General features: G+C 39.9%; 24 protein-coding genes and 1 pseudogene. 9 read left to right on the forward strand and 16 right to left on the reverse strand.

The features are described from left to right. Window positions 1–48 precede the first annotated feature (48 nt). Together MKY41_RS18175 and MKY41_RS18180 are read left to right on the forward strand one after the other, a co-directional pair. Window positions 49–372 (forward strand): hypothetical protein, encoded by a 324-nt coding sequence (locus MKY41_RS18175; RefSeq protein WP_340746407.1) that lies wholly within the window; start codon window positions 49–51, stop codon window positions 370–372. Window positions 373–417: 45 nt separating this feature from the next. Continuing rightward, window positions 418–528 (forward strand): annotated as a pseudogene (locus MKY41_RS18180) (DNA alkylation repair protein); the annotation flags it as partial. Between the two features lie 80 nt (window positions 529–608). On the opposite strand, the gene MKY41_RS18185 reads toward MKY41_RS18180, so the two are convergent. After that, entirely contained in the window at window positions 609–965 is a 357-nt protein-coding gene (locus tag MKY41_RS18185) for a nucleotide excision repair endonuclease (RefSeq protein ID WP_340746408.1), read from the reverse strand. A 143-nt stretch (window positions 966–1,108) separates the two neighbouring features. Between MKY41_RS18185 and MKY41_RS18190 the strand changes: the two genes are divergently transcribed. Together MKY41_RS18190 and MKY41_RS18195 are read left to right on the forward strand one after the other, a co-directional pair. Further along, window positions 1,109–1,255, forward strand: a complete 147-nt coding sequence (locus MKY41_RS18190) for a nucleotidyltransferase domain-containing protein (protein WP_340746409.1) — start codon at window positions 1,109–1,111, stop codon at window positions 1,253–1,255. Between the two features lie 60 nt (window positions 1,256–1,315). Then, window positions 1,316–1,516, forward strand: a complete 201-nt coding sequence (locus tag MKY41_RS18195; protein WP_340746410.1) for a hypothetical protein — start codon at window positions 1,316–1,318, stop codon at window positions 1,514–1,516. 167 nt (window positions 1,517–1,683) lie between these two features. Here MKY41_RS18195 and MKY41_RS18200 read toward each other — a convergent pair whose 3' ends face one another. After that, window positions 1,684–2,730 carry an ankyrin repeat domain-containing protein gene (locus MKY41_RS18200; RefSeq protein WP_340746411.1) on the reverse strand — a complete coding sequence of 349 codons (1,047 nt, stop codon included), beginning with the start codon at window positions 2,728–2,730 and terminating at the stop codon, window positions 1,684–1,686. Window positions 2,731–2,832: 102 nt separating this feature from the next. Next, window positions 2,833–3,561 (reverse strand): DarT1-associated NADAR antitoxin family protein, encoded by a 729-nt coding sequence (locus MKY41_RS18205; RefSeq protein ID WP_340746412.1) that lies wholly within the window; start codon window positions 3,559–3,561, stop codon window positions 2,833–2,835. Window positions 3,562–3,989: 428 nt separating this feature from the next. On the opposite strand from MKY41_RS18205, the gene MKY41_RS18210 reads away from it, so the two are divergent. The 5 genes from MKY41_RS18210 (at window position 3,990) to MKY41_RS18230 (ending at window position 8,944) form a co-directional block, all read left to right on the forward strand. Beyond that, on the forward strand, window positions 3,990–4,628 hold the full coding sequence (locus MKY41_RS18210) for a hypothetical protein (RefSeq protein WP_340746413.1): 639 nt from the start codon (window positions 3,990–3,992) through the stop codon (window positions 4,626–4,628). Between the two features lie 426 nt (window positions 4,629–5,054). Beyond that, complete coding sequence (locus MKY41_RS18215; protein WP_340746414.1) at window positions 5,055–6,092, forward strand: siderophore ABC transporter substrate-binding protein; 1,038 nt, start codon at window positions 5,055–5,057, stop codon at window positions 6,090–6,092. A 19-nt stretch (window positions 6,093–6,111) separates the two neighbouring features. Further along, complete coding sequence (locus tag MKY41_RS18220) at window positions 6,112–7,128, forward strand: ABC transporter permease (RefSeq protein ID WP_340746415.1); 1,017 nt, start codon at window positions 6,112–6,114, stop codon at window positions 7,126–7,128. A gap of 2 nt (window positions 7,129–7,130) precedes the next feature. After that, entirely contained in the window at window positions 7,131–8,195 is a 1,065-nt protein-coding gene (locus MKY41_RS18225) for an iron chelate uptake ABC transporter family permease subunit (protein WP_340746485.1), read from the forward strand. Then, the gene (locus tag MKY41_RS18230; RefSeq protein ID WP_340746416.1) at window positions 8,192–8,944 is read left to right on the forward strand and encodes an iron ABC transporter ATP-binding protein; all 753 of its coding nucleotides are present in this window, start codon (window positions 8,192–8,194) and stop codon (window positions 8,942–8,944) included. Before MKY41_RS18225 ends, MKY41_RS18230 begins: the two co-directional genes overlap by 4 nt. A gap of 419 nt (window positions 8,945–9,363) precedes the next feature. On the opposite strand, the gene MKY41_RS18235 is transcribed toward MKY41_RS18230, so the two are convergent. From MKY41_RS18235 to yycF, 13 genes are all read right to left on the reverse strand, one after another. Then, window positions 9,364–11,415: a HAMP domain-containing sensor histidine kinase gene (locus MKY41_RS18235; RefSeq protein WP_340746417.1), complete on the reverse strand. Its 2,052-nt coding sequence runs from the start codon at window positions 11,413–11,415 to the stop codon at window positions 9,364–9,366. Beyond that, complete coding sequence (locus MKY41_RS18240; protein WP_340746418.1) at window positions 11,402–12,088, reverse strand: response regulator transcription factor; 687 nt, start codon at window positions 12,086–12,088, stop codon at window positions 11,402–11,404. The genes MKY41_RS18235 and MKY41_RS18240 overlap by 14 nt, the downstream gene beginning before the upstream one ends. A gap of 401 nt (window positions 12,089–12,489) precedes the next feature. Then, window positions 12,490–13,935, reverse strand: a complete 1,446-nt coding sequence (locus tag MKY41_RS18245) for a GGDEF domain-containing protein (RefSeq protein ID WP_340746419.1) — start codon at window positions 13,933–13,935, stop codon at window positions 12,490–12,492. Between the two features lie 1,354 nt (window positions 13,936–15,289). After that, window positions 15,290–16,402, reverse strand: a complete 1,113-nt coding sequence (locus tag MKY41_RS18250; protein ID WP_340746420.1) for an AAA family ATPase — start codon at window positions 16,400–16,402, stop codon at window positions 15,290–15,292. Next, on the reverse strand, window positions 16,392–17,222 hold the full coding sequence (locus MKY41_RS18255; RefSeq protein WP_340746421.1) for a DUF6414 family protein: 831 nt from the start codon (window positions 17,220–17,222) through the stop codon (window positions 16,392–16,394). The genes MKY41_RS18250 and MKY41_RS18255 overlap by 11 nt, the downstream gene beginning before the upstream one ends. A 144-nt stretch (window positions 17,223–17,366) precedes the next feature. Continuing rightward, complete coding sequence (gene rlmH / locus MKY41_RS18260; protein WP_340746422.1) at window positions 17,367–17,846, reverse strand: 23S rRNA (pseudouridine(1915)-N(3))-methyltransferase RlmH; 480 nt, start codon at window positions 17,844–17,846, stop codon at window positions 17,367–17,369. A gap of 79 nt (window positions 17,847–17,925) precedes the next feature. Then, window positions 17,926–18,090, reverse strand: coding sequence for a CxxH/CxxC protein (locus MKY41_RS18265; protein ID WP_340746423.1), 165 nt, complete (start codon window positions 18,088–18,090; stop codon window positions 17,926–17,928). Window positions 18,091–18,248: 158 nt separating this feature from the next. Then, window positions 18,249–19,520: a S1C family serine protease gene (locus MKY41_RS18270; protein ID WP_340746424.1), complete on the reverse strand. Its 1,272-nt coding sequence runs from the start codon at window positions 19,518–19,520 to the stop codon at window positions 18,249–18,251. Window positions 19,521–19,952: 432 nt separating this feature from the next. Continuing rightward, a complete protein-coding gene (locus MKY41_RS18275; protein WP_041072358.1) occupies window positions 19,953–20,741 on the reverse strand; it encodes an MBL fold metallo-hydrolase in 789 nt (262 codons plus the stop codon). A gap of 11 nt (window positions 20,742–20,752) precedes the next feature. After that, window positions 20,753–21,559 (reverse strand): two-component system regulatory protein YycI, encoded by an 807-nt coding sequence (locus MKY41_RS18280; RefSeq protein WP_340746425.1) that lies wholly within the window; start codon window positions 21,557–21,559, stop codon window positions 20,753–20,755. After that, on the reverse strand, window positions 21,546–22,910 hold the full coding sequence (locus tag MKY41_RS18285) for a YycH family regulatory protein (protein ID WP_340746426.1): 1,365 nt from the start codon (window positions 22,908–22,910) through the stop codon (window positions 21,546–21,548). Before MKY41_RS18285 ends, MKY41_RS18280 begins: the two co-directional genes overlap by 14 nt. Continuing rightward, window positions 22,901–24,724 carry a cell wall metabolism sensor histidine kinase WalK gene (gene walK, locus MKY41_RS18290; protein WP_340746427.1) on the reverse strand — a complete coding sequence of 608 codons (1,824 nt, stop codon included), beginning with the start codon at window positions 24,722–24,724 and terminating at the stop codon, window positions 22,901–22,903. Before walK ends, MKY41_RS18285 begins: the two co-directional genes overlap by 10 nt. A gap of 3 nt (window positions 24,725–24,727) precedes the next feature. Beyond that, complete coding sequence (yycF, locus tag MKY41_RS18295; protein WP_041072366.1) at window positions 24,728–25,438, reverse strand: response regulator YycF; 711 nt, start codon at window positions 25,436–25,438, stop codon at window positions 24,728–24,730. Window positions 25,439–25,515: the final 77 nt, after the last annotated feature.

The raw sequence follows: 25,515 nt of genomic DNA on the forward strand, positions 1-25,515 counted from the left end.
AGGTGGTCCACTACAGAAAGGCGACAAGGCAAAGGAGGAAAAAGTTAAATGGGTATGCTCAATTTCGCCAGCATCACACTCGGCCTTATTGCGTGGATCCTGCCAATTGTTTATTTAAAGCGAATGGATCGGCCCGGCCATCGGAAATGGGTCATCCTCTCCGTAATAAGTATGGGAGCGTGTTCGATTTCCTTCGCTTTCCAAATCATATATACCCATCATCTCGTCAAAAAAGAGGATTGGTCGTCCCTTTTGGACACAATGGGTGCTGTCGGAACCGCTGCAATCATACTCCTGTTGGTGACGATCGGTTTGAATGGATTGGCGATGTTGGGCTATTACAAAATACGGGATGGTGATGAAGAAAATTGAATCTTGATACCAAGATGCAGTAGCCGGAAGCTCTAGGCAAGGAACGAACGAAAAAAATGTAAGAAAAAAAGCAGTTTCCTCAACGCTTACGACAGTATTCAAAAAGAGATAGATAAAGGTAGAATTGGTTTCAAACGGAATTATATAAGATGTTAAAAACCGGCGCCTGTGCGGAAACTCACAGGTTTGTTCCACTTAAAGTTTAAACAACCATAAAAGTTTGATCACAGGCACCCTTATCTATAAAAAGCCTTGTCTATATTGTATTTCGACTTAAGCTCATTGATAATATACGTTTCGTAAATTTCCCGATGTACAGGGTCTTCTACGACACATACCTCAATTTTGGTGACTTCATCCCGGTGATTTTTGATCGGGGATACCGTATCCTCAAAATGTTTTTTAATTCTCGGTCTCAGCTTCCTTGCTTTCCCGACGAATAAGAGCTCTTGGTTTTTGTTATAGAACATGAAGATGCCGCCCTTGTCCCGAGGAATCGAATGGAAATCCGAAAATCCGTACGTATTACTTTCTTCAAGGTTGTCTCGTTTAGTGATGGTCACCGCGGGTTCTGGAATAGTTATGTTTATCAATGACGTTCCTCCTTCAATTTCTTATTAAACCTTATCATACCTTGAATCGGGATACTCATGTAATTGTAATGCGGTTGCCTACTTAAGCGAAGCGGTAAGGTAAGTACTGTTTTTCTGATTAAAGTTTATAAGGTGGTGATTGCATGCCAAGCAATGACATTAAGGAACAACTTATAGAAAAATTAAAACAACAGGTGAATCCTGATTTCATCATCCTTTTTGGTTCTTTCGCAAAAGGGACCGTACATGAGGAAAGTGACGTAGATCTTGCTTATTTCAGCGACAAGTAGCTATCGTTTTACGATCAGTTCATCCTTGCAGGCGAGCTTGCCCTCATTTGCGGGCGGGAGGTGGATGTTGTCAATATTGGAGAAATCGACACGGTATTCACCATGCAAATTTTTGAGCAAGGAACACCTATTTACATCCAAGACGAAAGTGAATACATCCGGCAAAGGATGAGAGCGTACAGCATGTATGCGACATTGAACGAGCAGCGCGCACCCCTTCTTGAGGCGATTAAGGAACGAGGAAGTGTGTTGGATGAATGATGTTATTTTGAATAAAGTAGCTACGATTGAACGTTGTGTGAAAAGGATTCGGGAAGTGTACGAAGGCAAACCTAGAAAAAGCAGGATGGAAGTATTGACGAGTGTATAAATGATGACATACTTCAATATTTCCATCGTTTGTGAGGTAACCATTTGTTCACCAGTAGCTAGAACTGCATGATAGAAAGAATATCTTGATTGTCACAGGTTTGCACCAACTCCCTAGCTGTCTTCCCGGTGTGATCTTCAGCATGAATGTCTGCACCATAATGTAATAGTATTTCTACAGCAGCCGCATTTTGAGCTTGAATCGCCCTGTGCAAAGCCGTTTGTTTATACTGATTTCTACCTTCAATCGCAGCCCCGTGATCTAGAAGGAATTTGATCCCGACCACATTATGAGCATCCGCAAAGCTATGCAGCGGAGGGAACGGTTTTCCTTCCTGGTTCAAGTCACAGTCCATTTTTAAAATGTCTTCCAGCAGCGCTTCATCCTGACAACGAAGGGCAATCCCAAAACCTTTCTTTTTTACCTCTTTTTCATAAACATCCGGAAAATGAGAATGGATATAATTCACGATATCACTGGAATATTGAAAAGCAATTTCTAGGGACGTTTGGGCCAAAGCGCGCTTTCCAACATTTGCACCCTTTTCAGCAAGCAGCTGAAATGCCTCCACATTATCGTGTTTACTGCAAAATTGCAGCGGCGTACCGCTATATTTCAAAACCTTGTCTAACTGGGATTTTTTCGCACTGGGGGCGAGCTCTCTAATCCGCCCGATGTCATTCATATAACAAGCAAAAACTAATGTTTGTTTAATTTTTTCAGCTTTTAATGATTCCCGCAAGACCTCCTTTCTTTCCCCCTCCGCGGGCTCCAAATTATATCTTTGGAAATTGAGCAGCTCAAAGAGATCCGCATCAAATAACTCAGGATTTATATCTTTCACCAAGCTATGGTCAACCAATATACCCGCATCTGCTTTGATACAAAGAATGCCTTGTCCCCGCATTAAAGTTTGAATCGTATCAGCATACTTGTTAAAGAGAGCAACCGTGATGTCACCGTCATATGAAGCTTCATTTTCAACGATTGTAAAATATCCGCTCGTAAACGAGTTCTCAGTCCCTAAAATGAAATACGTATACGTTTTTTCCCGTAACATTGGCTCATTGATAATTGCTTCTACTAAATCTTCAAGGTTATTCATAAGTCCAGCCCCCCTGCCTTGTTGTATAAAATTCGAGCTATTCCTTGATTACTCCGTGTGTGCTGAATGCTTGAATTCCGTTGGATTACTCGCCCCCGTCTTTTATTCATCGATTAATTTATCAAAAATATTTAATTGCTCATTTTCCTCCTTCTCTCCTACTTCTACGTTTTTCAGACCAACTTCTCCAACGACTATTTCCTTGTAATCCTCAACTGATAACAATACTTTGTTGAGTAAGCCTAGTCTATACAAAGAGACATACAGGGCCACAGACCTTGCTTGACAATTGATAGACTTTTGCGGATTAAATTCAATATCTGTAAAGGCATCATATTCAACTACTTGTTCACTAAGCTCCTTGTTTAAAGACAAGGCATTGATATACAACCAATCATAGAAAAATGTCTTAGGTTCAAGGTCAAATTCTCTTTTAAAAAATTGAAAACGAATTAGCTTGCCACTGTTTTTGATTCTTGGATCTTTTTTAGCTTCTCTCGATGTCTTCTCATAAAGGTCCAGAAAGGGGCCGCCAAATTCAAAAACCTTACTTGCCTGAAATGCGGTTTCCACACTAAATGACTTAATCTTCTTTGTCTCTATCATTAGATTAAATGCGCTGAGCGCTATTCCCAATTCGTTATCTGCTTTACTGGAAACTTCTAAAACTTTTAGGGTAGGGTATTCTTCCAAGATACTTTCATGTAAAGATTGTATGGATCTTTGTTTTTGCTTTACCGAGAATCCAGGAAACCATTCGAATTCGATGTTTTTCGCTTCTACCAATTCTTTTTCATCTTTGTTTGATATAAAAACCGGTCTTTGTGCCATATATCCTCCTCCTACTCACTGTATTTAAAGTCTTTTTATTATTCATATATATAGATTGAATTTATTATTTTAGCTATTAACCTAGTTGATTGGAGTGCAGAGCGGCGACTCCAGCGGGAACAGCACGAGCTGAAAGCCCCACAGGAGCGCAGCGACGAGGAGATTGAAGCCGTGCCCGCGGAAAGCGTCCGCTCGGAACGGAAATCAACAGTTAGAAGAAGTTATTTATTTCAACTTATATATTAGCAACTTGTAGGACGCCTGTATAACCAATTAGTTTTCCAAAAGCCCCTCAAGTGACAAAACTAGTTATGAAATTAACCCAAGTATTACTTATAGAAATATTTAACACGACATGCCTAAATGCGCTTTTTCCAGTGAACCTGTATACTACAGATACACTCGTAATGTTAATAAAGGAGGCTGTTATGAATAATTTATATTGGTATACTTTTAGCCATAAAAACTACTTAACCTTTCCAAAGCAAACGATTGTTTCGAAAGGCTTTACACTTGTAGAAGAAAAAGTTTCGTTACCTCACTTCAAACAACTTATCTTCCAAAAAAACACTCAACAGATTCAAGTTATTTTATATGCAAGCGAAGTTCATGAAGAAATGTATTTATTTATACAGGAATGCGATGTAAAAGAGGAATTCATTTGTAATCTTAAGTCAAAGGCATTCGTAGGATTTCATCAAGATATATTTATTACTGAAGATGAACCTGAAAAAATCATACAGCAAATTGAAACTTCCTTAACCTATAGTGAGGAAGATGAATACCTACACATTTATGGACAGCCAAGTTGGCATGGTGATGCCTTTATCGTTGGCAATCGTGCAGCCTTACAAAGGTTAAAGGATACGATTGATCAAGCACTTCAGTTTGGCGAGAAAAAAGAAGTATTTTTCCCTGAAGATGAAGAAGGTTATAGTTTATATATTTCATGTACCGAAGATTCCTTTGATCTGAGCCAATTAGACCCTCCCTATCATGACCCCGACTTCTTTGAAAAGCGCAAGCCTCCTATTCAAGCATTTAAACATTACAAATTACATGACTAAATATGTTGACCACTTAGAACGTTGTTGTATCAATGTTCTAAGTGGTTTTTTTGAACCGCACGAACTTCGTTTGCTATTCACTCGTGGCATGGTTCATCCCGGCTCATTCGAGGACAGGGTGCACTTTTCACCGTCTACCCTCACTCCTTTTAGAATGCCTTCAACAAAGCGCAACAATTAAAATTTATCTAACTCACAGAATAATTCAGGTTGATAATATTTTTTTCTTGGTTATACTTGAGTAGAAGATTGATACTGATAATCATTATCAATTGTTTTTATGCCGTTGCTGTGCACTATGTGAAATAGAGATAAAGATAATTCGTATGTAAAGGCACGCATAAAAATAAAACCTAGATAGTGACCTTATCAATTCAATAATCTGTATGTCTGTAAAACTTAATACATAAGGAGAGAGGTAGAGAAATGAGGAAGTTTAAATTAACTGTCATTATGGCGATTTTTGCTTTGGTGTTGGTGGCTTGTTCAAATTCAAAGAATGAAACTGGTGGAACGAGTGAAACCGAAACCGATGGGCAAGTAAATGATTCTACTGAAGTTGAAACAGAAGAGGCAACAACGGTTGAAATCACGGATGCTCATGGAACGGTTACTGTTCCGATAAATCCTAAGAATGTAGTTGCTTTGGATAATAGAACGTATGAAACTTTATCTGATTGGGAAATTAAGTTAGCGGCTGCTCCAAAAGCTGTAATGCCTGCGGATTCACCATATGTAAGTGATGAGTCAGTTCAAGACATCGGAAATCACCGTGAACCAAATCTTGAAATTATCGCGGCTGTGGATCCTGAACTTGTAATTGTTGGTCAAAGATTTGGTAACTATTATGAAGACATAAAAAAGTTAGTACCAAATGCAGTTGTTATTGATCTGAATATTGATGTTTCTGAGGAAGCTTCTACACCGGGTGAAAACTTAGTAAATGGGCTTAAAGATGCGACAACTACTTTGGGCCAAATCTTTGATAAAAATGAAGAGGCTAAACAATTGAATGCTGATTTTGATAAAGCTATCGAAGATGCTAAGTCTGCCTATAATGGAACGGATACAGTTATGAGTGTGATCGTTTCTGGCGGAAATATTGGTTTTGCGGCTCCTCATTCTGGACGTGTTTGGGGACCAATGTATGAAATTTTTGGCTGGACTCCGGCATTAGAAGTTGACAAATCTACATCAGATCACCAAGGTGATGAAGTTTCTGTCGAAGCAATTGCACAAAGTAATCCTGATTGGATTTTTGTAATGGATCGTGATGCGGCAGTATCATCTGAATCTGATGCGGTTCCTGCCCAAGATGTTATTGATAATGCGCCTGCTCTTCAAAACGTAACTGCTATTACTGAAGGAAAGATCGTTTATGCACCAAATGACACTTACACAAACGAATCCATCCAAACTTATCTAGAGTTATTTGAAAACCTTGCAAATACGCTAGCTAAGTAATCTAAAGGAGTATCACATAGTGCAAAAGAATAGTGTTACTGGGGTTGGGAATTATTCTCAACCCCAGCTTTATAACTACAATAAGATATGGACAAAACCTTTTATATTCGCTGTGATAGTTGTTTTTATTTTAGGCATCATCTCACTGTTTACCGGCGTTTATGATATACGCGGACAAGAAGATGGAATGGATATGTTTTTCATAACGCGTATTCCAAGAACAGCGGCACTCATGCTTACTGGAGCTGCCATGTCAATGGCGGGGCTCGTCATGCAGCTTATTACACAGAATCGTTTAGTTGAACCTACCACAACAGGGACTATTGAGTGGGCTGGTTTGGGACTCCTTATTGTGTATTTAGTATTTCCTGCACCCACTTTAGCTTTACGAATGACGGGTGCAATCATTTTTTCTTTTATAGGTACGATGATTTTCTTTTTGTTTTTAAGAAGAGTTAAACTTCGCTCGTCTTTAATTGTTCCGATCATTGGGCTGATGCTAGGAGCAGTCATTTCCGCAGTTTCCACTTTTATCGGACTCCTTTTTCAAGCAACACAAAGTATTGAAAATTGGTTTGTAGGTTCTTTTGCGGCTGTCCAAATTGGAAGATATGAATACTTATGGGTAATTGTTATCGTTACGATTCTTATTTTCATGTATGCGAATCGATTGACTTTAGCTGGACTAGGGGAAGATGTAGCCACAAGTCTTGGAGTAAATTATAATTGGCTCGTCCTTTTCGCTACGGGTCTAATTTCTTTAGCAGTTGGAATTGTTGCAGCTGTGATTGGAAACTTGCCTTTTTTAGGTTTAATTGTTCCGAATATTGTTTCCATGTTCAGAGGAGATGACCTTAGAAGTAATTTGCCTTGGGTATGTGTAATCGGAATGGGTACGATAACGGTTTGTGACATCATTTCTCGAACAATTATCATGCCTTTTGAAGTGCCTGTTTCTTTAATACTTGGAACAGTGGGGGCAGTCGTATTTATTGCTATTTTATTGAGACGAAGAAAACCAAGGAGGCTTAGATGAAGATGAACGCATTGGGATATAGAAGTACAGATAGTGTCGAAATCGATTCTAGCCTTCGTCAGGAAAAGAGATCCGCTAGAGCTTTTCGTTCTAGGAAGGAGGAAAAACGTTATTGGATTTTGCTAATCACATTGATTGCTTTGGGCGTTCTTTCTTCGTATGGACTTTTAGTTTATAACAATCCGGTTCCAGTAGATTCACCTTCTTTTATCCCGGTTGTAATGAGAAGAATCGTAGCTCTTACTGCAATGATTATTGCTGCAGTTTGTCATAGTTTGTCGACCGTTGCTTTCCAATCGATTACAAATAATCGGATTATAACACCTTCACTTCTAGGCTTTGAATCACTGTACTCAGCCATTCAAACGAGTACGATATTTTTCTTTGGTGCCGGTGCATTAATAGGTTTCAGTGGTACTGGATCATTTCTGTTTCAAGTTACAGCTATGGTCTTAATGAGCTTGATCCTTTACGGATGGTTGCTTTCCGGTAAGTATGGCAATTTACAACTTATGCTTTTGGTTGGGATCATTATTGGAACTGGGCTGCGATCCGTGTCTACTTTTATGAGAAGATTACTTTCACCGTCCGAGTTTGATATTTTACAGGCAAGATTGTTTGGTTCTGTTAATAATGCGGATGCTGCCTATTTTCCGATTGTCATTCCAATGGTAATTATTGTAGGAATTTTACTTCTTACATATTCCAAGAAATTAAATGTATTGTCACTTGGAAAGGATGTCTCTACTACTTTTGGAGTTAAACATCAACCTAGTATCATTTATACACTTATTTTAGTTGCTGTGTTGATGTCAATTTCAACGGCTTTGGTTGGACCGCTTACTTTCTTTGGATTTTTAGTTGCAACTTTGAGTTATCAAGCGGCACCTACTCATGATCACAGATATATTTTTCCAATGGCTCTCGCTATAGGATTTTTGATACTAACGGGCGCATACTTTGTTATGTATCATGTGTTCAATGCGCAAGGTGTAGTTTCAGTCATTATCGAACTGTTTGGTGGAATCATATTTCTAATTGTAATTTTAAGGAAGAGGGCACTATGATAAAAATTGAGAATGCTAGAAAGTTGTATACGGACAAGGTAAAAATAGGACCTTTAGATATTGAAATACCAAAAGCCGGTTTTACTTCGTTAATTGGACCAAATGGTGCGGGAAAGTCTACGACCCTTTTGATGATTGGAAGACTTTTGGATATGGATGAAGGTCAAATTAGGGTAGCAAATATGGATGTTTCTAAATCAAAATCGAAAGACTTGGCAAAAATCGTGACTATTTTGCGACAAGAAAACCATTTTGTCACGAGGCTTACTGTTAGACAACTGGCTGGATATGGACGTTTTCCTCATTCACAGGGAAGGTTAACGAGAGAGGATGAGGCTATTATTTCTAAGTATATCGATTTTTTGGACTTGACTGATCTGGAAAATAGATATTTAGATGAGCTTTCAGGTGGTCAAAGGCAACGGGCATATGTTGCAATGGTTTTGTGCCAAGAGACTGAATATGTACTGTTAGACGAGCCTCTGAACAATCTTGACGTTGCTCGTTCTGTTCAAATGATGGAGCATTTAAGACAAGCTGCGAATGAATTTGGAAGAACGATTCTAACCGTTATGCACGATATAAATTTTGCAGCCAAATATTCTGATCGAATTTGTGCGATGAAAGATGGACAAATTGCCGCTTTTGGAACAGTAGAAGAGATCATGGACCCAGAAATTTTATCAGATATTTTTGAAACGAAAATAGAAATTATCGACAGTCCTTATGGGCCCGTAGCGATTTATTAATTATGTTGGGTTGGCAAGTAGCTACATTTTTAATTTCCAAACTACCATTGCCTACTTGCCAAATATGCCTCTAAAAGAGTGTATAAATGAATTTAACCTATGTCTTTCTTCAGTACGAGAATTGGTCTTTCATTATTTTTTGAAGTATTTTCACTCTTACTTGGTTTGCCGTTACTTATAATATGATTCTCCGAGATGTAGCCAAGTGCGGTTTTTCATGAAAAAAAGTACCTTATCCATTTCGCATGAATAAGATATTTTTTAAAATTTGATAATAATTTTCGATCTGTACGTCGCATAAGCATGTTTTTCTTAGCCTGAAAAACGTTGAAACTTTTCAACAACATTTCTAGCACTTTTATTCGCATCTACACATAGAAAAAGAATAGGACACTCACATATCCTATTCCTTTGATACATTATTCATTTAGAAATTTTGGTAAATAAATCATCACCTTAAATAAATCGCCATCTACTTGAACTAAGAACTTTCCGCGCTGGTTGTAAATAAGGCTTTCAGCAATCGACAACCCTAATCCGCTACCTTGACTTGATCTAGATTCATCGCCTCGTTTAAAGCGTTCCATTAGCTCATCAGCTGAAATATTTAATTCATAGGCTGAAATATTTTTAAGCGTCACGCGTATTTCATTGCCTAAGTCTTCAACATCAATATATACCCTTGATGCAGGCTGTGCGTACTTAAAAATATTCGAAAATAAGTTTTCGATGGAACGCCACAGCAATTTGCCATCAGCCTTCACATACACTTTTTCTGTTGGATGAGCAAACTTAAATTCTAATGCCGATGCTTCAATTTTTTCATCCATTTCTCCTATTCCTTGCGTTAGTAATGATACGATGTCAATCCGTTCTAACTGAACAGGCATACTTCCACTTGATGCTTTAGCCGCCTCAAATAAGTCATCCGTTAAGTGCTTGAGTCTTTTTGATTTTTGATCTAATACATCTACATATTCGGCAATTTTTTCAGGGTCGTTTTCAATTTTTAATAAATCGACATACGTAATGATTGACGTTAATGGCGTTCTGATGTCATGCGAAACATTTGTAATGAGCTCTGTTTTTAAACGCTCGCTCTTAATTTCACTATCCACTGATTTATTTAACCCCTCGGTAATACGATTAATGTTCCCCGCGAGTTGGCTAAACTCCCCTTTTCCGTCTATTTCAATTCTATGCTGAAGATCACCATTTTTAATGTGCTCTACGCCTTCTTTAATGCGGTTAAACGACTTCACCTTTTTTAGCGCAAGCCAGGCAGCTAGACCAATCGTAATCGGAAACATAAAAAACGTTGCCGCAACTACTATTGGATAACCAATGACAAGCAGTACGGTTTTCACGGCTAAGCTACCGCTGTCAAATACATGTTTTATCGCAAGAAATACCTTTTTAAAAATTTGATAGATGAGTGTATGCGAAAGGATTGTTTTATTTTTAATATGCTTGACGAGCGATAAAATCAGCAGTAAGGCAATGATAAAAATAGGTACCGTGAGAAGCAGGTAGATTTCACGGAACACTTCAACAATCATGACGAACCACATCGACAGTAAACAAACAACAATCGCCACATTAAGGTCATTATAGAGTTTGTCAATAACATGAAAATGAATGTCCTTATCTTTAAACGATGTTCTTCCAATCACAATCATTAAATAAATAAAAGATACAATAAGTCCTACTAAAAATGCTATGGATTCATTTAAAAGCCTTTTGGCTTCTGCTTTATCTGTTTCCCATTCTTGTATTTTTTTCTGTAGAAAAGCATCCGTAAATGCGACATATATCGCATCTGTTTGTGAATTCAACTGATCAACTGTAGGCGTAAAATAATCATAGTAGTGACTTTTCGCCACTTTAGATGGGTACATTTTTTGTTGATAATCCCCGACTAACATATAGGCATCATAGGTTTCAAACTGCTCTTTCTTATTCATTTCACTATTGGAAAATACATGTTCACCATCACTCGCATAATAGATGATACCTTCATAGGTTTCTAGTCTCTCGACTAACTGATAAAATTCCCTGACTTGCATTCGCATACGTTCTTCTTTTTTACGCTTGATCTTATCCGCATATTCTTCTTTGAAAATGCGCTTATTATCTGCTTCTTTTAGATCGTGATCATATTCATTTGAATAATAATATTCATTGTATAACTCGTCTTCAATGACTCGGCTATCTGCTTTCGTCAGTGCCTTACCACTTAAAATATAGGCCTCACTTTTATATGTTCCGATTAATTCCGTTAAGGTGTGAAACAGGCCGTAATTTTCCTTGGCGAACGACTGGCTTTCAAAATAACTATCCGTATTTACATCACTAAGTTGGACCCTATTGTATTCCAAGTCAATCAGTGCCCTCGCTATACCTGTTAAGCAAATGATTGCCACGAGAAACACAACCACTTTCGTAATACGTGCATGACTAATATTTTTCAACTTTATACCCAACTCCCCATACAACTTTTAGATACCTCGGTTCTTTCGGGTTAATTTCAATTTTTTCTCGAATCTTTCGAATATGGACTGAAACAGTGTTTTCTGGATTGATGGCCCTTTCATTCCATACCTTTTCGTAAATCTCTTCAATTGTAAATACTCTCCCGGCATTTGCTGTGAGAAGCTTTACAATTTTATACTGCACTGGTGTCAAATGAACCTCTTCTTTATCAACCGTAATGACTTTCTGTTCATCATCAATCATGAGCCCGCCCGATTGAAATACATGACTACTCACCTCAAGACTGCCAAATGTCGTATACCTTCGTAGCTGCGATTTCACTCTAGCCACAAGTTCTAACGGATTAAACGGCTTGGCCATATAGTCATCTGCTCCGATATTTAATCCGAGTATTTTATCATGATCCTCCGACTTAGCAGAAAGCATGATTAACGGAATCATATTATCTTGCCGAATCTTCATCGTCGCCGTGATCCCATCCATTTTTGGCATCATAATATCCATAATAATTAGGTGAATAGTATGATCTCGAATCAGATCGATGGCCTCTAGCCCATTGTAAGCTTTGAATACTTGATAGCCTTCATTTTCTAAATAAATACTAATTGCCCTTACAATTTCTTTATCATCATCACAAATCAAAATGTTCAACTACATTCTCTCCTCCATCTCTTTCGGTTCATGTGTCATCCCTATAGGCTTCGTATAAAGATATGATACTCATTAAATCTTAACAAACACACATACCCATTCTTAATATTTTCTTAGTGTTTATCCTAAACAACTGTCTATGCCAAATACACGCCGTGAACATAGAAAATTATATAACTCTAAATATATGAAAAAATCCGTAAACAATTTGAAAAAGCCGATTTTCTGTTTGCCCAGAAAATCGGCTTTCGTTTTGTATTCATATCTAATTTGATAAATTTAAAGCAAAAATATCACCGTGATGTATCTAAATGAGGTTTTATATAGATTTTTTAATACAATAATTATGAGTGTTGTTTCAACTAACATAATCATAATGGGCAAGCACTGAGTTTAGGAGTTTAGCTGGACGGTATCCTCCGCATTGAGATTTTCTCTTCGTACATAGTTTGATCTGCCGCTTCTAGGATTTCCTCTACAGTGGTCAGCATGCCGGGCTTATAATAGGCGATTCCATGGCTCGCTGAAAGTTCATAGGTCTTTTCCCCCGACAGATTAAAACGATGAAAATCTCGTGTAATATCCATCCATGTCTCTTCCACTTTTTCTTTATTCTTACCGAAGAAAACGATGATAAATTCGTCACCGCCCATTCGGAATAGCACATCGCCGGAGTCAATATTGCAATTAATGATTTCGCAGCTTGTCTTGATGAGATCATCTCCAGCTGAGTGACCGAAGTTGTCATTGACGGTTTTCAACCCATTTATATCAATATAACAAACATAAAATTCTTGTTGATAAGGCCCGTGAATTTTTTCTTCCAACAAAGCCATTCCGCTCCGCCTATTCATCACACCTGTCAGTGTATCGAAAGAAGCATGCTTAAGCAGCTCTTCTTCCTTTATCTTCAGGTTGGTAATATCCGTAACCCCAATTAGAATACAGGACTGATCCAAATACTCGACCAATTCCAGACTTAGCATAGCCCATTTTTTTAGACTGGGATTTACTTGATACTCCAGTTCATAATTTTTGATACTTTGATGCTCTTCAAGCATTTTTAATATAATCTGCTTTTCATAGGGACTGGCGAATAAAAATTTTCCATCCACTTTCGTCATGTCTTGATCCTGCAAATGATAATATTCAATTGCCTGATGATTGATAAGCAATATTTCATCATTTTGTAGGTTTGTAAGAATTAATGGATATGGATTCATATGAAATAGTCTTCTAAAACTATCCGTATTTCTTCTTAACTTGCATTTACTTTCAAAATCCCTTTTTCGCAGCCGATAGAGCATAAATGCAATCGTATAGGAAATTACAGCAGCCCCGGTTGAATTAATTATGTTTGTATTCAGCGAAAAGTGGTTAGGGTCCATGAAAAGCAACCCAATCAAAAAATAAATATGATTACTGCTGAAATAAATTAAAAGCGGGCCAGGATGAATAGGAAAAACAACAGAAACCCCAAGTAAAAGAATGATATAAGCATAAATATTACCATTCAATAACTGACTGTTTATAGAAGCCGTCGCGCCAATAAATAAGAATAACACGGTGTAGATATGGATAATGGGACCTATAGGCGCACTCTTGTAAAAATAATAAATGAGAATAAAAATAATGGACAGAAAAAAACCTGTAAGGTGAATAGAGGCAAGAACCCATCTATAAACCGGGTCTGTCTTATTTAATAGAAATACATCAGAGTAAAAGAAGCCGGGATAGGTGAAAATGAGCATAAAAGAAACCAATTTAAGTCGTTCAAAAAATAACTCATTTGAGTACGAAATAAAATCTTGTTGGTCGTCAATATGTTTAATTGAATAGAATCCCATTTTTCTCAAATTCCTTTTAGTGTATTTTAAGTATTTTAATACAATTAAGATTATTATACACTGTGAGTCAACAGAATAGATCCTTTTTCGTAACTAAATATAAAGAAGCCCTATTATTCACGAAGACAATAGGGCAGAAGAAATAATACGGCTCTTTCCTAAGCGAGTAAAATACTTGGAATTTGGCGGAAACGGAAGGGAATGCGGTGTTTTTCCTGCTTACTCATCACTGGACAAGTTATTTTATGAAACCGCATATAGTCACCAAAATTTTTAAAAAACCTCAATTACTTATGATACGGTTCGCCATGGTGTATCAAAATGAGTTTTTATTTTCTCTACTTTTCTATATATGTTTAATAATCTTTGTATATCCAATCATCATCATTAGTAGCAAAAAGAAAAAGAAATAATTTAATAAATAACATTAGAATACTCCATGATGCAATAAAAATAATAATTCTATTATTAATATAATTTCCATCAAACAAATAATTATATCCGAGTATAATAAAATACCAAATAGAAAAATCAACATATAACTGAGTACACTTTTTTTTGGCAATAATCCTTTCCAATGACAATATTTTAGTTCTTTCGTTATATTTCCATAAAGTATTATCAAATATATTTAATAAGATTACTAAAATTAAAGTAATTACCATGGATAAAATAAGGAATAATTGTAATATCATAATTAAGTATTCCCATGAGTAATAATTCAGATTCATGGTTATATTTTCTATGTTTTCATATAAACTAATAAAGTATACCTCATGAAATTCTTTTATATAAAAAAGAAACAACAAAGTAAATATAAGAATAAATTGTATTTTTTTCAGTGAGAAATCTTTTATTTCTTTAATATTATTTATCAAAGTAAACAAATTATCCAGCCTCGTTTTATTAAAAAACTCAAATTATTTTTTCTTTGCTATGAACTTCAATTTTTTGTGTAGCTTGAATTACCTTTTTATTTCAATGTGGAAACAAGAAGTAATCTGATTCATTTATATTAATCGTATATTCGTCAATCAAAACCCCATGTAACCGTCATATAAACTTAAACACTATTAGCTAAATTAAAGTGAACACTTTACAACTGGAAGATAGAGCGTACACATTGTCACTTTACACGGGCCTCTGTGAGCAAAATTATAAGCCATGTAGCCCCAATATACTGGCTCAGCCAAACAAGGCCATCATGCAAGTTCATACTGGAAAGTAGGGTTCAATCTTATTCAGCATTTTGAGATAAGAAAGGGTTCATTTCTACTTGTCGGTCACACCCCAAGGTTCTTTAACTTATATTCTATATCTATGCCCTCACCTCAAATACCTTTGCATTGTATTTTTACAATACACGTAATTCCTTTAATAATTTATAACTTAGATACATGTCAACTGTATTTTTAATATCCCTTGTATTCACGTATTCATCTATATCCGATGATAATTCTAATAACATTTCTTCTTCTAAATGTGAGAGCTTTTCTTTATCGTCTAGAGCAAGACTTTCGAAACTCCGCTTAAACTCTGTTGTCATTATTTTTAATTTTTCATTCTCGTTTAATGGTTCAAATTTAATACACTCTGTTATTCTTGAAAATATTGCTCCACCAACGTTTTTTTCAATTTCGGACGTAGTTAGATAATTCGACGTACATATAAATATTGAATTATCAGCCTTAGCAGTATAATTACCATCAACTATCTGACCTTCATCAAAAAGTTCATAAAATGCACTATATAAATTAGGATGTACTTTATCAAATTCATCCAATAAAATGACATTTGTTTCCCTACTCATCAAACTTTTTGCTAAACTATCCTCTTGTGGTTTTGAACCAAATAGAAATCTATACGCTTGGTCTGTTTGAAACATTGATAGTTGAAATCTCTTAATTTTATCACTTCCATATATTGCTTGTGATATTAACTTTGCAGTTTCTGTTTTACCTACACCAGGAGGTCCATAAAACATTATTACTATTGGTTTTTGTGATGACCTTACCTTCGGGATATTAAGAACAGGAAGCAGCACATTTAGTGCCTTTTCCTGTCCTATCAATCTATCCCTAAAGAGTCTTTTAAATTCAATTAAGCTTTGAACGCCAATTTTCCCGTAGTCATAATAAATAAAATCGACAACGAAATTTCTTCGTATTACCTCAATAATATTATTTGGAGGATTTTGAAAATATAAAGTGTTAAATTTCACATTTTTCAAGATTAACATTATGTTATTAATCGAATTAATCGACATTGATGAGTATTCTTGTCTATGACAGACAATGGTTTCATAAAAAAATTCTTTTGGCTCATATTCAGAGCCCTCACTTCGAATTGTAAACGAGCGGTCAATTTCAATAACTTGTAGCATAATATCATTCATTGTTACAAAAGTTGTTTCTTCAATAAACTCTTTAAATGCATTATCTGGTCCATAAAAAACCTTAACGTTCATTATTAACCACTCCAGCTAAAATGACATCATAAATATCCAATGTTTTTATAACGTCAGGTACTTTTTCTTCATCTTGTAATTCATCCTCAATAATATGAGCTACTCTACTCTTTCTTTCCGCTTTTTGTTCATTTCTTTTTTCTTCGTTAAACTCAGCTTCCCATTCCAGCTGTTCTTCTGTACACTCCCCCACTTTTATTCCAATGATTGTAATATCCATTTTAGTTAAATCATTTAATCTATAGTTATTTCTTAAAGCATTAATGTTAAATCTAAAAACCCTCTTTTCTCCCTCTTCCTGGGATATTAATTCGTAATAGCCCTTTGCATCACTAAATATTTGGTCTAATGCACCTAAATGGATTGGCATTTGTTGTTCAAATGATTCCTCTTTTATTATTTTAAGCATTGGAGAGATTGTTTTAAGAAATGTAATTGAATTTGGGATAAAAGATAAGTTGATTTTATTAAATATCCCAAAGTTACTATCTTGAACACTCTCATATACATCGTCAATAAAATTTGACAATACAGTACTACTTACTGTTTCACTAATATTAGTTTCACTTTTCCTATCATAAGCTGCCCTGCCAGAAACCCGACCTTTTATTCCTATTAATGAATCAATTATAAAAGAAAATAACTTTGGGTCGGTTGAAACCTCTAAACCTACTTCTCCTGCAAGTGTTTTAGCCCGCTGAATAATATCGGAAGAAACTTTATCATATCTTCCCCCATGCTTAGCTTCTAAATAATCTAATGCTGAACCTTCGTCAAAATATACAATTTTTAGAAAGGTGGGTTTTGAGTTAGCTTTCATTAATATAATACCTCCCCCAGAGTCTTATAAAAAAAGTAGGAGTAATCACCTCCTACTTCTCATTGCTGTCTTTACATCAATTATACCAAATTATGTGATTTAAAATTTTATTAGTAAGCTTCAGCACTATTTCCTGTTTGCCATTCACTTGTGGTACGGTTCCCCCCGCATAATCCGAAACCCTCGATACACTTGCTCCAACAGCACTAACTTCATCAACTGGTGTGGAAACGTCATCTTCGAAAACGACAATAATTCATCCGCCCGTTTGTACACACTGTCATGAAGCCCCAGTGATCCACCGATGACGAATACGACTTTGCTGCGACCGTACGTCATCAACGACTCCAGTCCCGCCGCCAACTCCTCGGATGTTTTCATTTTTCCCTCGATCGCCAACGCAATGACATAGGCATCCGCTCCGATTTTCGACAAAATCCGCTCGGCTTCTTTCTTTTTCACTATTTCCATGTCGGCTTCGCTTAACGATTCGGGTGCTTTTTCGTCCGCAACCTCCACTAAGTCGACTTTGGCGTAGGCACCAAGGCGTTTTGCATATTCGTCAATTCCCATTTTTAAATATTTTTCTTTTAGTTTTCCTACTGTCACAATTGTAATATTCACAGGTTGTCCACCCTTTTTAAAATGTTATTCACAGAAGTTATTCACATATCCACAGGCCCTCTCAACATCTTGTGCCCGATTATTCGTTCGCCACAACATATAAAGCAGGCTGTTCACAGTAGTCGCACTTTGTGGATAACTTCTCTTCTTCCGGTACAAACTTCATCTGTGGCAAGGTTTTTTCCTTGGCAACATAGACGTCTAACGCATGATTTATATGGGTTTGACAGCTCACTATCTTCATTTTACCACCTGCTTTCTTTTTCACAAAGTTATGCACAAATATTTTGATTTATCCACATCGATTGAAAACATAGCAAAAGCGGGTGAAATAGCTGTCTGTTGGCTACTCTACCCGCTGTGGATAATTATCTGTTGAAAACTATTTGTAACGTCATGACATCAGAATGAATTTCCCGATTGCAGCTTCATATCGATTTCGAGCAATTTGCCTTCCCTGTATACTTTCATGGTCATTGTATCACCGACTCGTTTCGTATTGTAAAGATGTTTACGCAAGGTGACCATGTCCTCGATTTTCTCGCCGTCCATCTCGACAATTGTATCATACTTTTGGACACCTGCCTCCTGGGCCGGGGAATTCCGAGCTACGTCGGTGACAACCACGCCATCCGTCACATCTTCCGGCAATTTCAGCACTTCCTGTTGCTGTCTAGCCGGCACGCTTCGCAAATCGAGCAGGGTGACACCCATAGTCGGGCGGTTGACAGTTCCGGTAGTCTCCAACTGTTCGATGATGGAAACCGCGAGATTGGTCGGGATGGCCAACCCAATCCCTTCGACAGTCGATTCCGTGATTTTCATTGAATTGATGCCAATCAGCTGACCAGCCATATTGATGAGCGCTCCGCCGGAGTTGCCCGGGTTGATGGCAGCATCGGTCTGTAACACGTCCGCCTGCCAATCAATGATGCCGTCCCGGTTCAGGTCGATTGGGATTGACCTGTCCTTCCCTGAAACGACTCCAACCGTCACCGAACCCGAAAATCCGAGACCGAGCGGATTCCCGATGGCAATGACCGTCTCTCCCCGTTTCAAGGCATCCGAATCACCGAATTCGACAACCGTCTTCGCATGCTTGGCATCGATTTCGATAACAGCCAGGTCGGTCCAAATATCGCTGCCGATCAGTTTCCCCTCGGTTTTCGATCCATCGTCAAATGTAATTTCCAGCTGCTGTGCATTTTCGACGACATGGTGGTTGGTGACAATGTATGCCTTATCTCCGGCTTTCTTATAAATGACGCCCGAACCGACACCCGCTTCCTGAGTCGTTTCGGTGGTCGACCAGAAATCGCGCACCGTCTGCAAGTTGGTGACACCGACGACGCCGTCCGTCACCTTTCCGACCACCTCTGTCACGTCATTCGATATATCGAGCGAAACACGCTCCGACTGGACATTGTCGGTGAGGCCCAACTTTTCATCATTCCCGCTTGTCGCTTTCTCGCCCGTCCCGCCGACATTGGTCATTAACAACCAAACGAGCAGCCCCCCGACGATGGCACCCAGCAAGCCCGGGAGAAATCCACCGCTCCGTTTTGGCGGCCGGGGAGGTGGAGTTGCGGTTTCCCTTCTCGTTTCAATTACCGGTTCGGTTTCATTCAAAGGTTGACGCTCCCGATCGTCCGGATAATTTTTGAACTCATCCATGCGCCTCTTCCTTTCCATACAGTCTTTTACTTACCTTACCCTTATTCCATTTTTTCAAAAATCGAGAAGTGTTTCAAATGGGATGCTTTTATGCGGAAGCGAAGGGTGCGGGAACCGAGGTTATGAGTGCGGCGGCGCGAACGCTTATGAGCGTGATTCCCGAGGTTATGGGCGTGGAATGAACACCTATAAGTGCGGTATCCGAAGTTATGAGCGTAGCAAGAACACTTATGGGCGCGAGAACCGACAATATGAGCGCAGCACGAGCTCTTATAGGCGTGGAATCCGACACTATCGGCGCCGCACGGGCACTTATGGGCATGATATCCGAAGTTATAAGCGCGGCACGGACACTTATGAGCGCGAAACCTGAAGTTATGAGCACGGCCGCAGATTTTTAATTCAAATAAAAACCCCACCGAAGTGAGGTTCTTATACTGTGACCAACTCGGTCGGCTTTTCTGCATCCGTGTCGTACAGATGAACGAATTCGCCAGTTCGGATGCCGCATGTCTCCAATGTCTGGGATACGCTCATCCTGGCCAAGTCCTTCATATTATTATCTTTGCTCAAATGGGACAGATAAATTCTCGTCTCTTTTTCTTTTACGACTTCGCTCATGGCGACCGCCGCGTCTTCGTTGGAGACGTGGCCGACATCGCTGAGGATCCGCCGTTTCACCGACCACGGATAACGGCCCATCTGCAACATGCTGACGTCATGGTTGCTTTCAAATACAAAAGAATCAGCGCCTTGGATAATTCCTTTCATCCGATCGCTCACATAACCGGTATCCGTAATGATCGCCAATTTCCGATCATTTTCATGAAACACGTAGAACATCGGGTCCGCCGCATCATGGGAAACGGCAAAGGATTGGACGTCCAAGGAACCGAATGATTGGACAGTATCCATGTCGAACTGGAAACGCTGTTCGAGCGGAATCGTGCCGACGAGCCCGTCCATTGCCTTCCACGTCTTTTCATTTGCATAGATCGGCATGCCATACTTCCGCGCTACGACGCCAATCCCTTTAATATGATCGCTATGCTCGTGTGTGACAAAAATACCGTCAACTTGTTTCAAAGAACGGTCGATGCCAGCCAGGAGCCCCTCCAACTTTTTCGCACTGAAACCGGCGTCAACCAAAAATGCATGCTGCTCGTTCTCTATATAAATCGCATTGCCTGTACTACCACTGGCAAGTACACTAAAGCGCATGGTTCAAAACCTCATTCCTTCTCTTCATCGGAAGCGTCCAATTGGAACTCTAGGACTTTACCTTCAATTGCATTGATGAAGTGATTTTCAATCGTTCCATCCTTCAATTCTACACGAACATTCCAAGTCGGAGCAAATACTAGCGTTTCGGTCAGCAACGTGGAATAGCCAAGTGTGACCCGTTTCACTTTCGAATCAGGTTTTATATAACCACGGTTGGACAATGAACCGATTGCTTCGATTGGAGAGAGGAGGTCCTTCTTCCGATTATAGCTGACAAATTCTTCGCACATCCGCTGCTCGTAGCTGATCACTTTGCCGTCCTTGTTCAAATAGACCGTCAGCATTGCATGGGTGCTGAAGTAAATCGGTTCGCCCAGTGCCTGTTGGAAGAAGAGGGCTGTTCCTTCCTCCTCGTCCACCTCCCACAGCTGATATTCCTTTCCATTGAGCACATACTTGCTGAGGAAATCGGTGAAATTGTAATCGCCTTTCGCATTGCGAACCGTTTCAGGGCTGTCCAACACCGACTGGAGGACCGTTTCACCTACGATGACGGCAGACTGGCCTTCCAGTTTCCCGACTTCCTCCTTGTCAAAAGCGACCGCTTTGGCTGAAATATAAGAAGCGTCATTCTGATGGGGGGGAAGGGGATCATGCGTGATATTATCCATCTTCAGCGCTTCCTCAATCGACGTTTTCCCCATCACCTGCAAGTTTTGTGACTCCATATGCCGATTGAGGTAAAGAGAGTACAAAAAGACATTCAAAATGGAAAAAATAACGATGAAGATCGTTTTGGTCTTACTCCAATCCATAATCCTCACCCCCGGTCATTTCATCAGAAAAACGAATCCACGTGCCACTTTTTAAATAAAACCAGGAAGGTTCCATCGTAAATAGCCTACGATCTATGTCCCGCTCCATGTAATAGCCTGGTATGATCTCCTCAATTTGACTGAAATCTTCATCGCTCAACTGTTTTAGCGTCTCCACGACGTCCCGGCCGGATGGAAGGAAAATCGTCTCCGTTTCGGATGTCAATGGCAAATCGAGCGTATAATACGGTCGGTCATAACGGAAAATCCGGTTATCCCCCCAAATCCCCATTATTTCCGTAGAACCGGGAGTCTCGCTGTAAACGGGCAACCCATGGATATACAATTGGAATTTTACGAAGCGGGAGTCTGGATTCATGAAAATGTAACGGTATTCCGATGTCCATCCGCTATGTTCATTGATGAAATCAATTGTCTTCTCTAATAGTTCGGAAGGGATTGCCCTCTCGGTACTTTGGGCAGCAGGGAGGACAAAACTCAACATCTTCTTCTCTGTATCAACTTTCATCTGTGCGTGATCGTCCGCGAATTCCTCCGTCACCGAATCGACCTGGCTGCGACGGACCGCGTTCGGATCGGTGAAGAGCGCATCCCGGAAGCGGTTCGGCAAAGAATCACGATTCCGGTTCGGGCTGATCTCCTCTTGGAAATATTTCGTACGGACGGTTTCCACCGGCACAGCCGGCACTGCGATAAAAGTTGCTGGATTTTCCGGATTGACGTCCGTATATTCCTCAAACTCCGCTGCCCAAGCAACAACGCTCTGTTGGAATGTCCGATAGTCATCGACCTTCCCTTTCGCCCTATAGAGCAGACCGTCCTTGCTGTTGACAAAGAAAAGGTTCAAGTCGACTCCTTCTGCTTCCGGTTTCCAATCGACAACAAGACGGTCGAAGGAAGCTTCCGGCACTATTTCCTCTTCGATGTTCAAGACTTTGTCGTAGAGCGGAATGGGAACCAACCCTTGGAAATGCAATGAGAAATGATGGTGTTTTCTCATCAATGTTGCCCATTTATCCATTCCAAAATTTCCGTCTGCCAAGGTGAGGTCCGAAATTCGCCATTTCTTCATCTCTTCCATGACAGAATCGATTTCTTCGGCCTGGGACGTTCCTTTCAATCCATCATCAAAATTAAAAACGATTTTGTATGGCTTAATGACTTTATCTATTTCCATCCGGTCGGCAATCGAGATATCAATAGTCGGCAACTCCTCAATCGATTTTAGGCGCGGAGTATACGTCCAAATGGAGAAGGTGAAAGTGACACTCAAAACGACAAGCAATAGCAGGATCACAGACTTAATCGGTTCGATATATTTCAATCCCATTCACCTTCCTCTTGTTGCTCAAATGGTAATGTGAAGAAGATGGTTGTCCCTTGTCCTTCTTCACTGTCCGCCCAAATCTCACCGCCATGGGCAGCGATCATTTCCTTGGCGATGGCCAAGCCGAGGCCCGTGCCGCCCATTGCCCTCGATCTAGCGCGGTCCGCTCGGTAGAACCTTTCGAAAATACGATTGACATTCTCTTTCGGGATACCCATCCCATCATCGGAAATCATCACTTTGATAAAGTCGCCTTGCAAACTCAATCCAAACCGGATATCTCCGCCGTCCGGTGAATATTTCAACGCGTTTGAGATGATATTGTCCAAGACTTGCGTCATCTTATCCGGATCGATTTCGACAAATAACTCAGTGGAAGGCAACAGTCTGCGAAAATGTACATTTTGCGATTTGGAGAATTCGAAACGATCGATGATGGCATTGAAGAACTGGTTGAAATCCACCCATTCCCGGTTTAGGTCATAGTCCTGGCTGTCCATCCGCGATAGTTTCAGCAAATCGTTCACCAATCGAATCATCCGCTCCGTCTCCGTCTGGGTTACATGAAGGAAAGAGGGGGCGATCTCCTCATTCTGCCAAGCCCCTTCTGCCAAAGCTTCCAAATAACTGCGCATCGTCGTCAGCGGCGTACGCAATTCATGGGAGACGTTGGAGACGAATTCCCGGCGTTCCATATCGATTTTTTCTTGTTCCGTATTATCATGCAGAACGACAATCAGCCCGTTCACAAATCCGGTCTCCCGCTGTGTAACGGAAAATGTTGCCCGCAAAATATACGGTCTTTCATCTGTACTGAAATCGAGAGCGATTGAATCCTTGATCTGGATCAGATCCTCGAATGTGTACTCCTGTTCCAGCCCAAGAATGCTCGCAATCGGGCGATTGAGCACAAGGTCGCGCGTCAAGCGGAACATGGACAGGGCCGAATCATTAATCAGGCTGACGCGTCCTTTCCGGTCGGTTGCAATGACGCCATCCGTCATGTTCTCAAGGACGGATGCCAGTTTCCGACGCTCGCTTTCTGTCGTGGACTGGGATTCTTGCAACTGATTTGTCAAATGGTTGAACGCAATCGCCAGCTGACCGATTTCATCATTCCCATACACCCGCACTTTGCGCGAGAAATTCCCTTTTGCCATCGCCTGTGCCTGCCGCCTCATATCAGAAATCGGTCGCGTAATTGTCTGGGCGATGAAAATGCCGATGATAATGGTAATGGTTAATGAAAACGCGGTACCGCCCGCAAGGATCTGAGTGACTTCATCAATCTGCTGATAGACGTTCTCGATATTCGATACTACATACAACGTCCCGATCACTTCACCATTAAACAGGATCGGTTGCGCCCGGACCATAATCCGCTCCCGCATGGTTTCATCATAGTAGATATTTTCGTAGGGTGATTCCGATGCAATCGATCTTTTAATGGTGTCATCCAACGATCGTTGACCGACCATCACTTGATTATCCAAGACCGATGTCGCCAGAATGCGGTATCTGGGATTGACGACCCTAATTTCATTGATATCATCCGAGTTAAACCCCGAAAGGACGGTCCGTAAACTCTGTTCGAGTGTCGGATCGTCCGTTGAACGCTCTTTTATTAATTCCTCACGCACGCTGAATTCCACAAGGTTCATCTTATCGGTGATTGAATTCGTGAAGTTGTCTTTCAATGTCTGCTCAAGTTTCTGGACAAAGTAAAGGCCGATAATTTGCATAGCAACCATGATCAGCAATACGTATATCAATACGAGTTTGACGTGGATCGAACGGAAGAAACCGACCTTCTGCATAGCTTACTCCTGTTCCGGATCACGCAGGTAGTAACCTACCCCACGCCGCGTCACAATCCATGCCGGATGGCTCGGAGTATCTTCGATCTTCTCCCGTAAACGGCGGATGGTGACATCGACAGTACGGACATCGCCAAAATAATCATAGCCCCAGACCGTTTGCAGTAAATGTTCACGTGTCATCACTTGACCGATATGCTTGGCCAAATAATGAAGCAGTTCGAATTCCCGGTGTGTCAATTCGATCGTCTCATCCCGCTTTAGCACGAGGTAAGCATCCGGCTGGATAACCAGATTCCCGACCGTGATTTCATTCGTCGACTCCCCTTGCTCTTCCTGAACCACTTTCATATGGCGCCGCAGATTCGCTTTCACCCGCGCAATCAGTTCCCGTGTGCCGAATGGCTTCGTCACGTAATCGTCCGCACCGAGTTCTAACCCTAGCACTTTATCGATTTCGGAATCTTTGGCAGTCAACATGATAATCGGAAAATCGTATTTTTTACGTACTTCCCGACAGACTTCCATTCCGTCGCGTTTTGGAAGCATGATATCCAAGAGCATCAGGTCAGGCTTTACTTCCTCGACCTGTTCCAACGCTTGCTCCCCGTCATATGCACAATATACATTGAATCCCTCTTTTTTCAGATTGAATTCAAGTATATCGGCAATCGGTTTCTCATCGTCTACAACTAATATCGTTTTGTCTTGCATATCCACTTCCCTTTCTCGCCATTTTGCGTCTATTTTCTATGAGATTAGATGTTGTGGTCATCCTTTAACTCTATCAC

The sequence above is a fragment of the Sporosarcina sp. FSL W7-1349 genome (assembly GCF_038003045.1).
In the GTDB taxonomy this organism is placed as follows: domain Bacteria; phylum Bacillota; class Bacilli; order Bacillales_A; family Planococcaceae; genus Sporosarcina.

What these genes read in the sequence shown, in the direction of transcription:
- MKY41_RS18265 (WP_340746423.1), bottom strand. Translation starts at nt 18,090, where the DNA reads ATGAAGATAGTGAGCTGTCAAACCCATATAAATCATGCGTTAGACGTC.
- MKY41_RS18250 (WP_340746420.1), bottom strand. Translation starts at nt 16,402, where the DNA reads ATGAACGTTAAGGTTTTTTATGGACCAGATAATGCATTTAAAGAGTTT.
- MKY41_RS18175 (WP_340746407.1), top strand. Translation starts at nt 49, where the DNA reads ATGGGTATGCTCAATTTCGCCAGCATCACACTCGGCCTTATTGCGTGG.
- MKY41_RS18270 (WP_340746424.1), bottom strand. Translation starts at nt 19,520, where the DNA reads ATGGATGAGTTCAAAAATTATCCGGACGATCGGGAGCGTCAACCTTTG.
- MKY41_RS18190 (WP_340746409.1), top strand. Translation starts at nt 1,109, where the DNA reads ATGCCAAGCAATGACATTAAGGAACAACTTATAGAAAAATTAAAACAA.
- MKY41_RS18255 (WP_340746421.1), bottom strand. Translation starts at nt 17,222, where the DNA reads ATGAAAGCTAACTCAAAACCCACCTTTCTAAAAATTGTATATTTTGAC.
- MKY41_RS18215 (WP_340746414.1), top strand. Translation starts at nt 5,055, where the DNA reads ATGAGGAAGTTTAAATTAACTGTCATTATGGCGATTTTTGCTTTGGTG.
- MKY41_RS18245 (WP_340746419.1), bottom strand. Translation starts at nt 13,935, where the DNA reads ATGGGATTCTATTCAATTAAACATATTGACGACCAACAAGATTTTATT.
- MKY41_RS18285 (WP_340746426.1), bottom strand. Translation starts at nt 22,910, where the DNA reads ATGGGATTGAAATATATCGAACCGATTAAGTCTGTGATCCTGCTATTG.
- MKY41_RS18200 (WP_340746411.1), bottom strand. Translation starts at nt 2,730, where the DNA reads ATGAATAACCTTGAAGATTTAGTAGAAGCAATTATCAATGAGCCAATG.
- walK (WP_340746427.1), bottom strand. Translation starts at nt 24,724, where the DNA reads ATGCAGAAGGTCGGTTTCTTCCGTTCGATCCACGTCAAACTCGTATTG.
- MKY41_RS18275 (WP_041072358.1), bottom strand. Translation starts at nt 20,741, where the DNA reads ATGCGCTTTAGTGTACTTGCCAGTGGTAGTACAGGCAATGCGATTTAT.
- MKY41_RS18205 (WP_340746412.1), bottom strand. Translation starts at nt 3,561, where the DNA reads ATGGCACAAAGACCGGTTTTTATATCAAACAAAGATGAAAAAGAATTG.
- MKY41_RS18280 (WP_340746425.1), bottom strand. Translation starts at nt 21,559, where the DNA reads ATGGATTGGAGTAAGACCAAAACGATCTTCATCGTTATTTTTTCCATT.
- yycF (WP_041072366.1), bottom strand. Translation starts at nt 25,438, where the DNA reads ATGCAAGACAAAACGATATTAGTTGTAGACGATGAGAAACCGATTGCC.
- MKY41_RS18210 (WP_340746413.1), top strand. Translation starts at nt 3,990, where the DNA reads ATGAATAATTTATATTGGTATACTTTTAGCCATAAAAACTACTTAACC.
- MKY41_RS18230 (WP_340746416.1), top strand. Translation starts at nt 8,192, where the DNA reads ATGATAAAAATTGAGAATGCTAGAAAGTTGTATACGGACAAGGTAAAA.
- MKY41_RS18225 (WP_340746485.1), top strand. Translation starts at nt 7,131, where the DNA reads ATGAACGCATTGGGATATAGAAGTACAGATAGTGTCGAAATCGATTCT.